This window comes from Candidatus Eisenbacteria bacterium (assembly GCA_035577985.1).
In the GTDB taxonomy this organism is placed as follows: domain Bacteria; phylum Desulfobacterota; class Binatia; order DP-6; family DP-6; genus DATJZY01.
Window position 1 is genome coordinate 18,530 of sequence record DATJZY010000025.1, and the last position, 13,242, is coordinate 31,771.

16 protein-coding genes are annotated in these 13,242 nt (G+C 71.7%); 9 read left to right on the forward strand and 7 right to left on the reverse strand.

Features of this window, described 5'->3' with window-relative positions; all coding sequences use genetic code 11:
* Window positions 1-72 precede the first annotated feature (72 nt).
* The 7 genes from VMS22_03340 to VMS22_03370 all read left to right on the forward strand — a co-directional run bounded on the left by VMS22_03340 (window position 73) and on the right by VMS22_03370 (window position 5,028).
* Entirely contained in the window at window positions 73-825 is a 753-nt protein-coding gene (locus tag VMS22_03340) for a TetR family transcriptional regulator (GenBank protein ID HXJ33048.1), read from the forward strand.
* Window positions 825-1,388, forward strand: a complete 564-nt coding sequence (locus tag VMS22_03345) for a 2-oxoacid:acceptor oxidoreductase family protein (GenBank protein ID HXJ33049.1) — start codon at window positions 825-827, stop codon at window positions 1,386-1,388. The genes VMS22_03340 and VMS22_03345 overlap by 1 nt, the downstream gene beginning before the upstream one ends.
* A complete protein-coding gene (locus VMS22_03350) occupies window positions 1,389-1,613 on the forward strand; it encodes a ferredoxin family protein (protein HXJ33050.1) in 225 nt (74 codons plus the stop codon).
* Complete coding sequence (locus VMS22_03355; GenBank protein HXJ33051.1) at window positions 1,610-2,692, forward strand: 3-methyl-2-oxobutanoate dehydrogenase subunit beta; 1,083 nt, start codon at window positions 1,610-1,612, stop codon at window positions 2,690-2,692. Before VMS22_03350 ends, VMS22_03355 begins: the two co-directional genes overlap by 4 nt.
* The gene (locus VMS22_03360; protein HXJ33052.1) at window positions 2,689-3,435 is read left to right on the forward strand and encodes a thiamine pyrophosphate-dependent enzyme; all 747 of its coding nucleotides are present in this window, start codon (window positions 2,689-2,691) and stop codon (window positions 3,433-3,435) included. Before VMS22_03355 ends, VMS22_03360 begins: the two co-directional genes overlap by 4 nt.
* A gap of 61 nt (window positions 3,436-3,496) precedes the next feature.
* The gene (locus VMS22_03365) at window positions 3,497-4,906 is read left to right on the forward strand and encodes a diguanylate cyclase (protein ID HXJ33053.1); all 1,410 of its coding nucleotides are present in this window, start codon (window positions 3,497-3,499) and stop codon (window positions 4,904-4,906) included.
* On the forward strand, window positions 4,903-5,028 hold the full coding sequence (locus VMS22_03370; protein HXJ33054.1) for a hypothetical protein: 126 nt from the start codon (window positions 4,903-4,905) through the stop codon (window positions 5,026-5,028). The genes VMS22_03365 and VMS22_03370 overlap by 4 nt, the downstream gene beginning before the upstream one ends.
* 8 nt (window positions 5,029-5,036) lie before the next feature.
* Here the strand turns inward: VMS22_03370 and VMS22_03375 are convergent, their stop codons facing one another.
* Window positions 5,037-5,963, reverse strand: coding sequence for an aspartyl/asparaginyl beta-hydroxylase domain-containing protein (locus tag VMS22_03375; GenBank protein HXJ33055.1), 927 nt, complete (start codon window positions 5,961-5,963; stop codon window positions 5,037-5,039).
* 108 nt (window positions 5,964-6,071) lie between these two features.
* Between VMS22_03375 and VMS22_03380 the strand changes: the two genes are divergently transcribed.
* Window positions 6,072-6,212, forward strand: a complete 141-nt coding sequence (locus tag VMS22_03380; protein ID HXJ33056.1) for a hypothetical protein — start codon at window positions 6,072-6,074, stop codon at window positions 6,210-6,212.
* A 1-nt stretch (window position 6,213) separates the two neighbouring features.
* On the opposite strand, the gene nhaA is transcribed toward VMS22_03380, so the two are convergent.
* A complete protein-coding gene (nhaA, locus tag VMS22_03385; protein ID HXJ33057.1) occupies window positions 6,214-7,524 on the reverse strand; it encodes a Na+/H+ antiporter NhaA in 1,311 nt (436 codons plus the stop codon).
* An 83-nt stretch (window positions 7,525-7,607) separates the two neighbouring features.
* Here nhaA and VMS22_03390 point away from each other — a divergent pair, with 83 nt between their 5' ends.
* The gene (locus tag VMS22_03390) at window positions 7,608-8,042 is read left to right on the forward strand and encodes a DUF1134 domain-containing protein (protein ID HXJ33058.1); all 435 of its coding nucleotides are present in this window, start codon (window positions 7,608-7,610) and stop codon (window positions 8,040-8,042) included.
* Window positions 8,043-8,075: 33 nt separating this feature from the next.
* Here VMS22_03390 and VMS22_03395 read toward each other — a convergent pair whose 3' ends face one another.
* The 5 genes from VMS22_03395 to VMS22_03415 form a co-directional block, all read right to left on the reverse strand.
* Window positions 8,076-8,729 carry a hypothetical protein gene (locus VMS22_03395; GenBank protein HXJ33059.1) on the reverse strand — a complete coding sequence of 218 codons (654 nt, stop codon included), beginning with the start codon at window positions 8,727-8,729 and terminating at the stop codon, window positions 8,076-8,078.
* Between the two features lie 138 nt (window positions 8,730-8,867).
* Window positions 8,868-11,291, reverse strand: coding sequence for a DNA ligase D (gene ligD, locus VMS22_03400; protein ID HXJ33060.1), 2,424 nt, complete (start codon window positions 11,289-11,291; stop codon window positions 8,868-8,870).
* Window positions 11,292-11,306: 15 nt separating this feature from the next.
* Window positions 11,307-11,615 (reverse strand): type II toxin-antitoxin system RelE/ParE family toxin, encoded by a 309-nt coding sequence (locus VMS22_03405; protein ID HXJ33061.1) that lies wholly within the window; start codon window positions 11,613-11,615, stop codon window positions 11,307-11,309.
* On the reverse strand, window positions 11,612-11,842 hold the full coding sequence (locus tag VMS22_03410) for a hypothetical protein (protein HXJ33062.1): 231 nt from the start codon (window positions 11,840-11,842) through the stop codon (window positions 11,612-11,614). Before VMS22_03410 ends, VMS22_03405 begins: the two co-directional genes overlap by 4 nt.
* Window positions 11,843-11,897: 55 nt before the next feature.
* Window positions 11,898-13,241, reverse strand: coding sequence for a sigma-54 dependent transcriptional regulator (locus VMS22_03415; GenBank protein HXJ33063.1), 1,344 nt, complete (start codon window positions 13,239-13,241; stop codon window positions 11,898-11,900).
* Window position 13,242 lies beyond the last annotated feature (1 nt).

Sequence of the window (13,242 nt, forward strand, 5' to 3'; positions counted from 1 at the left end):
TCGGGGGCCTCCTTCGGGCCTCGGGGGGTCTTGCACCGAGCGTACAGTGTACGCTACTAAGTACGCACCCCGATGGTCAAGAGCACCACGCGACGAGCTGGCCGGCGGGCGGGACGGGGGCGGGCACGCTCCGCCGCCGACGCGCCCCTCACCCGCGAACGCATCGTCGAGGTCGGCCTCCGCCTCCTCGCCGAGCGCGGCGTCGAGGGGCTCAACATGCGCGCGCTCGCCGACGCGCTCGGGACGGCGCCGATGTCGCTCTACCGCCACGTGCGCAGCAAGGACGACCTCGTGACCGCGATCGTGGCCCAGGTGCTCGATCGGCTCGAGCTCGAGATCCCCGAGCGCGGCCCGTGGACCGTCCGGGCCGCCGCGTGGATGCATTCGCTCCGCAATCACCTCGTCGCTTCGCCCGCCGCGGTCTCGATCCTGCTGCATCACGGGCACTACGCGCCGGCGCTCCTGCGCGCGACCAACACCCTGCTCCAGATCCTGCGCGACGCCGGCTTCGACGGGCCCGACGCCGTGCGCGCTTCGCGCGAGATCATGTGGAGCACGCTCGGCTTCGTCTCGTCGGAGGTTCGCGGCCCGTCCTTCTCGCCGTCGTTCTACGCCCAGGCCGTGCGCACCGGCGGCGCGGCCGAGGGGCTCCGGTCGGAGGACGTCGCCGAGATCGCGGCGCACATGCCCTACATGCTGACACGGGACCTGGACGACGTGTTCGGCGCCATCGTGCGCCATCTGCTCGCCGGCCTCGCCGCCGAGCTGCGCGAGCGTGGCGTGCGCGACCGCGGCGCCGTGGCCCGCGGCGCGGGAACGCGTTGATGGAGCGGGAGATCGTCTTCACCGGCATCGGCGGCCAGGGCATCCAGCTCATGGCCAAGGTGCTGGCGCAGGCGGCTGCCGACGAGGGCCGGCACGCCATGCTGTTCGGCGTCTATCACGGCGCGATGCGCGGCAGCCCGAGCGATTCGACGCTCGTAATCGGCGACGCGCCGATCGAGGCGCCGCCGATCGTGCCCGCGTGCTGGAGCGTCGTCGCCATGCACCCGCGGTCCCTCGAGCCGCTGCTCGGAAAGCTCCGGCCCGACGGACTCCTGTTCACGAACGAGACGCTCGTGCCGCCGCCGCCGCACGACGGCGCGAGGCTGGTGCCCATCCCCGCGACCCGGCTCGCCGAGGAGGCCGGCAGCCCCATGGGCGCCGGCATGATCATGCTCGGCGGATTCGTCGCCCACACCACGATCGTCGCCATGGACCGCGTCGTCGCCGCCATGCGCGCGGCGCTTCCGGCGCATCGCGCGCGCATGGCCGACGCGAACGCGGCGTTGCTCGCGCGCGGCGCCGACTGGGCGCGCGGCCCCGGCGCCGTCGCGGGAGGCGTTTGAATGCAGGCGACGGTCACGATCGATCGCGAGCTCTGCAAGGGCTGTCTCCTCTGCATCCCCGTGTGTCCGCCGAAGGTGCTCGTCATGTCCGAGGCGGTGAACCGCAAGGGATATCGCCATCCGATGCTCCTCGAGGGGTGCACCGGCTGCGAGCTGTGCGCGAAGGTGTGCCCCGACTTCTGCTTCGAAGTCTTCCGCGCGCCGCAGGAAGCGAGCGCGTCGTGAGCGCGCCGGCGACGGATCGCGCGCTCATGGAGGGCTCGGCGGCGCTCGCCGAGGCGGCCGTGCGCGCGGGATGCCGGTTCTACGCGGGCTACCCGATCACGCCGTCGACCGAGATCCTCGAGTACATGTCGGTTCGCCTGCCGCAGGTGGGCGGCACGTGCATGAACGCCGAGAGCGAGATCGAGGCGATCGGCATGGTGTGGGGTGCCGCCGGCTGCGGCGTGCGCGCGATGACCGCGTCGACCGGCCAGGGGATCAGCCTCATGCAGGAGAGCTTCGCCGAGCTGGCGAACGCACAGATTCCCGTCGTCGCGGTCAACATGTGCCGCGGCCAGGGTGACTACTTCCAGGCGACGCGGGGCGGCGGCCACGGCGACTACCGGTTCATCGTGCTCGCGCCGGCGTCGGCGCAGGAAGCCGTCGACCTCGTCCAGACGGCGTTCCACGTCGCGGACAAGTGGCGGAACCCCGTCATGATCATGGGCGACTTCCTCCTGTCGCACACCTCCGAGATCGTGGATCTCGGTCCGGCGTCGTTCCCCGAGCTGCCGCCGAAGGCGTGGGCGATCACGGGCGCGAAAGGACGGCGCGGCATTACCCTCTCGCCGCTCGGCGCACCCGAGAAGCTCGCGACCGACCACGGCGCGGCCCTGGCGGCGGTGCCCGCCAAGCACGCCGCCATCAAGGCCGAGGAGGTGCGCGTGGAGGCGGACGATCTCGACGACGCGGAGCTCGTGGTCGTGGCGTTCGGGTTTCCCGGACGGTTCGCGAAGTACGCGGTCCGGCTGGCGCGCGAGCGCGGCCTTCGCGTGGGCTGGGTGCGTCCGATCAGCCTCTGGCCCTTCCCGAGCGAGGTGGTCGCGCGCGCCGCGGAGCGTGCCCGCGCCGTCGCGGTCTTCGAGCTCAACGCGGGACAGATGATCGAGGACGTCGAGCTGGCCGTGCGCGGGCGGGCACCGGTGCACGCGATCGGCGGCATCAGCCACGACCACTCGGGATTCGGCGTGGGCCCGCTGCTCAGCGTCGAGCACATCCTGCGGCAGATCGAGGCCGTGTACCCCGGGGAGGCCCGGTCATGAGCGACGCGATGGAGAAGGTCTTCGCCGTGCCCGATCTGCTCCTGCGCACCGAGCACTCGCTCTGCCCGGGCTGTGGCGAGCCGGTCGCCCTGCGCACGATCCTCGAGATCGTGGGGCAGCTCGGTCTCCGCGACCGCACGATCTGCGTCGCGGGGATCGGCTGCTACACGGCGTTCCCCATGATCATGGACCTCGACGTCATGCAGGCGCTGCACGGTCGTGCGCCGTCGGTTGCGACGGGCGTGAAGCGCGTGCGACCCGACGCGCTCGTCTTCACCATGCAGGGCGACGGCGACATGATCTCCGAGGGCCTCCAGGAGGTGCTGCACGCCGCGGCGCGCGGCGAGAAGATCACGGCCATCGTCTTCAACAACGCCGTCTTCGGCGAGACCGGCGGACACATGACGGCCGCCACCGTGCTCGGACAGCACACCAAGACCACGGTCGGCGGGCGCGACCCGGAGCGCCACGGGCGCCCGATCAAGATCTGCGAGCTGGTGGCGCAGCTCGACGGCGCGGCGTACGTCGCGCGCGCGGCGGCCCACACGCCGTCGGGCATCAAGCTCGCGCAGCAGTACCTGCACGACGCTTTCCGCACGCAGCTGGACGGCAAGGGCTTCTCGCTGGTCGAGATCCTCACCATGTGCCCGACGGACTGGTTCGTCGCTCCGGCCGAGGGTCCCGCGTTCCTCGAGAAGCACCTCGTGCCGACCTTCCCGCTCGGCATCGTGAAGGGCGCCTGAAGCGGGCGGCCGGCGCCCCGTCTCGTGAAAGCGGGCGCGTCTGGTATAGATCTCCCACCCGATGGCGGCTGATCCGGACGGCGGCGCCCTCGCGCGCCGGGTCCACGAGCTGGAGGTCCTCTACGAGAGCCTTCGGGCGCTCAGCTCCACGCTCGACCTGGCACAGCTCGTGCGGACGGTGCTCGCCCGCATCAAGAGCGTCACGTCCGCCGAGGGGCTCTCGCTCCTGCTCTACGATGCCGCGCGTGCCGAGCTCGTCTTCGTCGCCAGCGAGACGCTGTGCGAGGAGACGCTGACCCGCGGGCAGCCCGCGAGCATGCGGGAGATCGGCTCCGACGCCCGCCGCCTCGTGGTGGCGCTGCAGCACGGCGGTCGCCGCGTCGGTCTCCTCGACCTCCGCGATCGCTACGACGGCGGGGCCTTCGACGCGACCGATCGAAAGCGGGTGGAGGACGTCGCCGCCGAGCTCGCGCCGGCGCTCGATCCGACCAGCATCGCGCACGACGCCGAGGCGCTCGAGCTGGTCTTCGCACGGGTCGCGTCGGCCGTCCCCAGCCGAACGACCGTGCTCCTCCTCCACGACCCCGGGGGGCGGCAGCTCGTCTTCACTTCCTCGCGCGTCCTGCGCGCCGGCGTCGTCGACGGCGTACGCCTGCGACTCGACCAGGGCATCGCCGGCTGGGTGGCACGGCACCGCGAGGCCGTCTGCCTCGACGACGCGGCGACCGACGCGCGGCACGATCCCACGCTGGCGAACCGGACCGGGCTCGTCCCGCGCAGCATGATCTGCGTGCCGCTCCTGCACCGCGACGAGCTGCTCGGCGTCCTGCAGGTCATCAACAACCTCGACGGGCCGCGCTTCACGCCGGATCAGCTCCGCCTCGTCGGAGCGCTCGCCGGCCAGGCGGCGATCGCGATCGCCAACGCGCAGCTCTACCATCGGGTCGAGGTCGCCTCGATCACCGACGACCTCACGGGGCTCGGCAACACGCGACACTTCGGGGCCGTGCTCCCGGCGGCGCTCGCCCACGGCGGCCCCGTCTCGCTACTCGTGCTCGACCTCGACGGGTTGAAGGGCGTGGTGGATCGCGACGGCCACCTCGTCGGCAGCCGGGCCATCGCCACGGTCGGCCGCCTCATCTCCGAGCGCATCCGCCCAGGCGACGTGGCGGCCCGCTTCGGCGGCGACGAGTTCGTGGTGGTCATGCCGGCGACCGCGACCGAGGCCGCGCGGGCCGTCGCCGAGCAGATCCGCGCCGCCGTGGCGGCGTGCGCGAAGCCCGACGGGATGGAGAACGACATCACGACGCTCACCGCCAGCGTCGGCGTCGCCACGTTCCCGACGCACGGGTCCGACGCGGAGAGCCTCTTCCGCGCCGCCGATCGGGCCATGTACCGCGCCAAGTTCGGCGGCAAGAACGGCGTTGCGGTCGCCGACGGACGCGACGCGCCGGCGAAGCCGCCGCCATGACGACGCGCCGCCGGCTGCTTCTGCTCTTCGTCCTCTGCGCGCGCCTTCGGATCATCGGGATGTGGCTCGCGGGCCAGCCCGACTTCCTGGTGGCGTCGGTCGAGCCGCTCGCCGAGCCGTAGCGCGCGCGTCAGCGCCCGGCGCGGACGGCGAAGAAGATCAGGTAGAGCAGCGCCCCCAGCACCGCGTACTCGACCGCGTAGTACGCCGTGCGGTTCACCTTCTTCGCCCGTCGCAGGAAGCCGCGATACCAGTAGATGAGCGCCGAGACGCGGTTCACGAGCCCGACCTTCTCGGTCGGCACGTTCTGCGCCGCCGTCACCTTCAGGATCTTCCGCGCGACGAACCGGTTCGCCGCCCGCGCGACGGGCGTGCGCAGCGGGCGCTCGACGTCGCAGAAGAGGATGATCCGGTCCTGGTCGGTCGCGTTGAGGGCGCGATGGACGAACGTCTCGTCGAACACCACGTCCTCGCCGTCGCGCCACGAATACGGCTCTCCGTCGATCCAGATGCGGCAGGCGTCGGAGTTGGGCGTCACGAGGCCCAGGTGGTAGCGCAGCGAGCCTGCGAACGGATCGCGGTGTGGAGCGAGCTTGCCGCCGGCCGGCAGGAACGCGAAGAGCGCTGCATTGACCTCCGGGATGGACTCGACCAGCTCGACCGTCCGCGGGCAGAGCGCCCGTGCCGACGGCAGCACGTCGTCGTACCACTTGACGTAGAAGCGCTTCCATCCGCGCTGGAAGAAGGCGTTGAAGGCGATGTCGTTACGCTTCTCGGCCGCGCGGATGTGCGCGCCGTCGCGGAGCCGGAGTGCTTCGTCGCGGATCTCCCGCCAGTGCTCGCGCAGCGGGGCCAGGTGCGGAAAGTCGGCGACGTCGAGCCGCGGGCGGCGCGGAACCGCCGAGAACAGATAGACGAGTACGTTGTACGGCGCCGCGAACGTCGAGTGGTCCGTGAGCTGGCGCCGCAGCGGGAGCCGCGCGCGGCCGCGGAAGTGCACGTAGGCCGCGGAGCCGACGAGGAAGCAGAGGATCGCCAGTCTCGATTCCAGCGTCATGACGAGCGCGATCCGGCCGCCTACCAAAATCGGCGAGACGCATAAAGTAGCCGGGATGGTTGTCGCTCCCCCGAGCGGCATCTATCACCGACGACGTCGTGGGCGGGCTTGCAGGGGATCGTCTTCAGCCTCCCCGAGCTGGCGTTCGTGAGCTTCCGCAAGGGGACGCTCGCGTATCCGCCCGACGACGCCCCCCGCACCGAGTTGCGATGGTCACCCCACGCGACGGCGGCCGGCGCGCCGAGCTGATTCAGCTCTCGGCGCGCGCCGGCGCGCTCGCGACGAAGAGCCCGAGCCCCAGCACCGCCGCGACGAACGATCCAGCGAGGATCCCGACCTTGGCCGTTTCGAGGGAACTCCCCTCGAGGGCGAGCCCGGCGACGAAGAGCGCCATCGTGAATCCGATCCCGGCGAGGCAGCCGCCGGCGGCGATCGCAGTCCACGACACGCCGTCGGGAAGCCGTGCGATCCCGAGCCGGACCGCGACCCAGCTCGTCGCGACGATGCCGAGGGGCTTCCCGATCACGAGCCCAGCCGCGACGGCGAGCGCGACGGGATCGGACATCAAGCCCGGGCCGATCGGGACGCCGGCGTTGGCGAGCGCGAAGATCGGCATGACGACGAATCCCACCCACGGATGGAGTCGCGTCTCCAGGTACGCGAGCGGCGAGACGGTTTCGCGCGTGGCGCGCTCGAGGTCGCGCACGCTCGCGACGTCGGGAGGACCACCGCGAACGATCTCCGCCGTGCGCTGGAGAAAATGCGCGAACGCGCTCTCGTTCAAGTACGCACGCGCCGGGGTGAGAAGCCCGATCACCACCCCCGCCAGCGTGGCGTGGATCCCCGACTGCAGGAACGCGAGCCAGACGAGCGCACCGACCAGCGTGTACACGCCGAACGAGCGGACACCGAGGCGCGCCAGCGCGACGATTGCCGCGGCGCCGGCGGCCCCCAGTACGAGCGGAACCACGTGGATCCCCGTGCTGTAGCCGAACGCAATCACCAGGATGGCGCCGATGTCGTCGGCGATCGCGAGCGTGAGGATCATGACGCGCAGACCGTGCGAGACGCGCGTCCCGAGAACGGCCATGCAGCCGACGACGAATGCGATGTCGGTCGCCATGGGGATGCCCCACCCGCGTTGCGCCGGACCTCCGGACTGGAGCGCCAGGAAGACGGCGGCGGGGACGGCCATGCCGCCGACGGCGGCGGCGAGCGGCAGCACGGCGCGCCGTGGATCGCGCAGCTCGCCCAGCACGAGCTCCCGCTTCACCTCGAGCCCGACGACGAAGAAGAAGAGAGCCATGAGACCGTCGTTGATCCAGTGCTCGAGCGAGTGGCTGAGCCGCAGCCCGCCCACCGTGATCCCGACCTCCGTCTCCCAGAAGTGGTGGTACGCCTCGCCGAACGGCGAGTTCGCGATCGCGAGCGCGATGACGGTGCAGGCGAGGAGCACGATGCCGCCCGCCGCCTCGACGTGCATGAAGCGCTCGATCGGCTCGATCAGGCTGTCGATCGGCTCCCGCGGGAAGCGGGCCGCCCCGGTCGTGCGCTCGGCCATGTGCCGCAGACCATTGACGCAGGAGCGCCGATGACGGAAGGGGAGGACGAACGTCCCCCCCCCAACCAGAAGGAGAAGCCTGAATGCGACGGATGACGAAGCTGATGACGATCGTGGCCCTGGGATTGGCGGTCGGTCTGGCCCACGCGAAGAGCAAGGCGCCGGATGCGACCCTCCGGCTGAGCGAAGGTTCGGTTGCCGCGGGCATCGGATTCAGCTGGGGCAGCGGTACCCTCACCTACAAAGGAAAACACTACCCGATCTCGGTCTCCGGTCTCTCGGTCGGGGACGTCGGGGTCACCAAGATCGAGGCGACCGGCAAGGTGTACAACCTGAAGAAGCTGTCCGACTTCGACGGCAACTACACCGCGGTGGCCGCCGGCGCGGCCATCGGCGGCGGCGGCAGCGTGGCCGCCATGCGAAACCAGAACGGGGTCGAGGTGGATCTGGTGTCCACGACCCAGGGCGTGAAGGTGACGCTCGGCGGTGCCGGCGTCGACCTGAAGATCAAGAAGTAGCGGTCGTCGCCGGGGAGTGTGCGGCTGGCGATCCTAGGCTCGAACGGTCGCCGCCGCCCTCCCTCGCACTCCTCCCCAGATCGCGAACGCCAGGATCCACGCCCACACGAGCCCTGCGCCGAGCTGTAGGTTCATCGCACCGCCCGGCTCGGTGAAGCCGGTCTCGCCGAAGATCGTGATCGTCTCGACGAGCTGCTCGACGATGGCGATCGCACCCAGGACGCCGAGCCATCTCGGCAGCCCGGCCTCGCCGCGCAGGGCGAGGAGCGTCACCGGCGCCATCAGCGTCAGCGTCGATCCCGTGAGAACGGGTCCCCAGAACATGGCGACGTCGAGCAGCGCGCGCGCCGTCGCAGGCTCGAGGCGGTCGGCGTGCAGCGCGAGGCCGCCCCATGTCCACGACTGCACGGGAATGGTGGCGACGATGCCGACCGCGCCCAGAAGGAACACGTCGCGATGCGGCGCCGGGATCAGGCGGCGCTGGAGCGCGAACATCACCGCGACGAACGGCGCGCTCACGGGACCCGCCCACACGAACCAGCGCGCGGCGTCGCGATGCTCGCGAAACCAGGACACCACCTCCGCGCCGGTGGCGCCCGCACCGGGTGGCTCGCCCAGCACGATCACGCCGCCCAGGTAGATCACGAAGGCGGCCAATGCCGACCAGATGAGCGCACGTGAGCCCATGGAACGCCCCTCCCGTTCTGTCGTCAGTTGGGTGGAAGTGGTGCGGTGTCCTGGAAATGCTCGGGCATTGTGGCGCGGATCGCCTTCGGAATTCCCGGTTTTCCGGGTTGACAGCACATTGCGCGCCAGCGACCCCCTTCACTCGGAGCCGCCGAGCTCGCTCCGCATCTCCGCCGTGATCCCCTGCCGCAGCGTCGCAAAGCCCGCCCACGGGTCGCGCTTGGCCGCCGCGAGCCGGCGCCCGAGGTTCCGCACCGTCCACCGGTCGGCCGACGTCTCGGCGAGCAGCTCGTCCCAGCGCAGCGGCGTCGACACCGGCGCGGTCGGCCGTGCGCGCGTCGAGTACGCCGCCACGGCGGTCTGGCCGCGCGCGTTGCGCACGTAGTCGACGAACACCTTGCCCGTCCGCGCCGACTTCGACATGGACGCCGTGAAGAGATCCCGGTCGCGCCGCGCGAGGACGCGCGCCACGCCGCCGGCGAAGTCCTTCACCTCGTCCCACTCGAGCCGCCGCGCGATCGGCACCACCACGTGCAGCCCCTTCCCGCCCGTCGTCTTGACGAAGCTCGTGAGTCCCATGTCGTGCAGGAAGACGCGCACGTGGGCCGCGGCCTCGACGATGCGACGCCACGGCAGATCGGGATCGGGGTCGAGGTCCAGGATCATGCGGTCGGGATGCTCGATCTGGTCGTGCCGCGATCCCCACGGATGGATCTCGAGCACGTCCATCTGCGCGAGCGCGACCAGGCCCGCCGCGTCGTCGACGGCCGCGTACGTCACCTCGCGACCGCCCTCGCGCACCTTCACGCGCCGGAGCGCGTCGGGCCAGCCCTTGCCGATGTGCTTGTGAAAGAACTGCTCGCCGGCAAGACCGTCCGGCGCGCGCAGGAGCGAGAGCGGACGGCCGGCCAGGTGCGGCAGGATCCAGCGCGCGATCGACTCGTAGAACTGCGCCAGCTCGAGCTTCGTCACCCCGACCTCGGGGTAGAGGACCCGCTCGGGGTGTGTGAGGCGCACGCCCGCGACCTGCGTCGCCTGGTTGCGAGGCGGTAGCACGGCTGCTCGCTCGCGTACCACGTCGTGGGCTCGCTTGTCCTCGCGCAGCCCCTGGAAGGTCGGATGGCGGAGCTGGCCGTCGCCCGTCCACTCGGTGAACGCGACCTCGCCGACCAGCTCGGGACGCGTGAAGTGGCTGCCCTTGGGCGGCGCCACCTCGCTCGACTCGAACGGCGACTCCGCGATCTCCAGCTTCTCCAGGCGCGCGCGCAGGGCGCGCAGCGTGCGGTCGTCGAAGCCCGTGCCGACGCGCCCGACGTAGACGAGCTTCCTGCCGTCGTACACGCCGAGGAGCAGCGCCCCGAGCCCCGTCCGGCTGCCGGCGGGATCGGTGAAGCCGCCGATCACGAACTCCTGGCGCTTCAAGAGCCGCACCTTCAGCCACGTCGTCGTGCGGCGGCTCTCGTACGCGGCGTCGCGCCGCTTCGACACGATGCCCTCGACGCCGAGCTTCGTCGCGTGGCGCAGGAACGCGGCGCCGTTGCCGTCGACGTGATCGGAGTAGCGCAGGAGGCTGCGAGCCGCGCCCGCCTGTGCGAGGAGCGCCGCCAGCTCCTGCTTGCGCGCGTGGAGCGGCACCTTGCGGAGATCGCGGCCGTCGGCGTACGGCAGGTCGAAGACGTAGTAGGCGAGCGCGTCGGCGCGACCGGTCGAGAGCGCGTTCTGCAGCGCCTGGAAGCTCGTGCGACCGTCGGGCTGCAGCACCACGACCTCGCCGTCGAGCCAGGCGCTCTCCGCCGGCAACGTCGCCGCGGCGGCGGCGATCGGCGCCATCTCCTTCGTCCACTCCTTGCCGCTGCGCGAGAAGAGGCGCGCGCGGCCGTGCTCTATCCGGCAGAGGGCGCGATAGCCGTCGTACTTGAGCTCGTGGATCCACTCGTCGCCCGCGGGTGGCTCCGAGGCGAGGGTCGCGAGCTGGGGCGAGAGCTTGGCGGGCAGCTTCGCGTGGGGCGCGTCGGCGGCCGGCGGATCGCCGGCGACGCTCTCCGGCCGCTCCTCCAGGACGTCGCCCTCGGAAAGCGGCCGCGCGGCGCCGTCGCGCTCCTTCAGAAGGAGCCAGTTCTTGCCGCCTTCGCCCGCGCGACCGCCCATGCGCGCGAGCGTCCACCCGCCGCGAAGCTTCTCACCGATCAGCTCGAACTTGAGCTTCCCCTTGGCGTAGCCCTCGTGAGGGTCTTCGCGCGGCACCCAGCGCCCGCGATCCCACAGCACGACGCTGCCCGCCCCGTACTGTCCCGGCGGGATCACCCCCTCGAAGCTGCCGTAGTCGAGCGGGTGATCCTCCACGTGCACGGCGAGACGCTTCTCCGATGGATCGAGGCTCGGGCCCTTCGGGACGGCCCAGCTCTTCAGCGTTCCGTCCAGCTCGAGGCGGAAGTCGTAGTGGAGCCGGCGGGCGGCGTGCTTCTGGATCACGTATGCCAGCCCCGGGCCGCGCGCGTGACCGCCCTGCGGCTCGGGCGTACGACGGAAGTCCCGCTTGCGACGGTACTGGTCGAGCGGCACCGTCCCGGGCGCTCCTCAGTGCAGGGGTACGCCGGCTCGTCGGACCGCCGCCCACATGGCGAGGAGGACCACCTCGCCCGCGGTCGCGTCGTGCACGTAGTAGACGTGGTGGGCCGAGCGCGGGAGCAAGAGGCGGCGCAGGCCGGGCACCTTGGCGCGGCGATAGCGGCGGCCGATGTCGGGCGCGTCCTCCAGGAGGGCGATCGCCCCGACCAGCTCGTCGACGAACACGGTGGGGGCGGCGGTACGATGCTCGCGCCACCAATCGGCGACGCGGAGGGCCTGCTCGTCCGCCTGGCGGGTCGTTCGGACCCTGACTTTCACGCGCGCTTGCGAAGCTTCGTCGCCAGCTGCTTGGCCGGCTTGGTTTCGCCCCGCGTGGCGCTCTGCCACGCGTCGGCCAGCGCCGTGTGCAGCGCGGCCCGTTCCTGCGCATCGAGGTCGTCGCCGCGCTCGGTCGTAGTGAGCTCGATCTCGGTACCCTCGGGAAGCCGGGTGGGCTCGTCCAGTACCAGGCGGCCAGCGCGCACCCGCGCCTTCAGGGTCTGCATGCTGGCATGATATGCCGGTCACGCAGCTCCTGACAACGCTTCGGAGCCCTGGGGGTCAGAGCCCCAGACGCCGCATCAGGCGATATAGCGTGGTCCGATCGACCCCCAGCGCCTTTGCCGCGGCCGTGCGCTCGCCCCCGGCCGCCGACAGGGCCGCCCGGATGCGGGCCGCCGAGGCGCCGTCGAGGCATTCCTGGAGGGTGCCTTCGGCGGGGACGGCCCCCGCCCCCCGCGTCCCCTGCTCCAGTAGGAGGTCCTCGGGCGTGACCATGGCGTCTCGGGCCAGCACGACCGCGCGCTCGATGGCGTTCTCGAGCTCCCGGACGTTGCCGGGCCAGGGGTGTGCCCGCAGGACGTCCTCCGCCTCGGCCGAGAACTCGAGACGCCGCCCGGCCTCGCTGGCGTGGCGGGCGAGGAAGTGGCGCGCGAGCGGGAGGACGTCGCCCGGCCGCTCGCGGAGCGGGACGAGCTGGATCGGGATCACGTTCAGGCGGAAGTACAGATCCTCGCGGAACCGGCCGGCCGTCACCTCGTCGCGCAGGACGCGATTGGTGGCGGTCACGAGCCGCACGTCCGCCCGGCGCGATCTGGTGCCGCCGACCGGCAGCACCTCGCCGTCCTGCACGACGCGCAGGAGCTTCGCCTGCACGTCGGCGCCGATCTCGCCGATCTCGTCCAGGAAGAGCGTGCCGCCGTGCGCGCGCTCGAAGCAGCCCGCGCGCGCGGCGACGGCGCCGGTGAACGCGCCGCGCTCGTGTCCGAAGAGCTCGCTCTCGATGACGCTCTCGGCGAACGCCTTCATGTTGACCGCGACGAACGGCCGTCCGACGCGATCGCTCCAGAAGTGCAGCAGGCGCGCCACCAGCTCCTTCCCCGTTCCGCTCTCGCCCTGGATGAGCACGGCCGCGCGGCTCGGCGCGACGCGCTTCACGAGCTCGAGCATGGCGCGGCCCTGCGGGCTCTCGGCCACGATGGCGTCGGGCCCGTAGCGTGAGCCCACCTCCTGGCGCAGGTACTGGTTCTCGCGCTCGAGGCGCACGAGATCGAGCGCACGCGCGACCAGCGCGCGCAGCTCGTCGTTGTCGAAGGGCTTGGTCACGTAGTCGAAGGCGCCCTCGCGCATCGCCGCCACCGCCGCGGGCACCGTGCCGTGCGCCGTGACGAGGATCACGGGCAACCCGGGCCGCTTCGCGTGCACGGCGCGCAGCAGCGCGAGGCCGTCCATGTCGGGCATCTTCCAGTCGGTCACGACCACGTCGGCACCGCGCTCCTCGAGCGTCCCGAGCGCCTGCGCGCCGGAGGTGCAGACCGTGCACTCGTGTCCCGCGCGCGCGAGCGCCGCCGCCATCACCTCGGCCATGCGAGGCTCGTCGTCGACGACGAGGACGCGGGTGCTCATG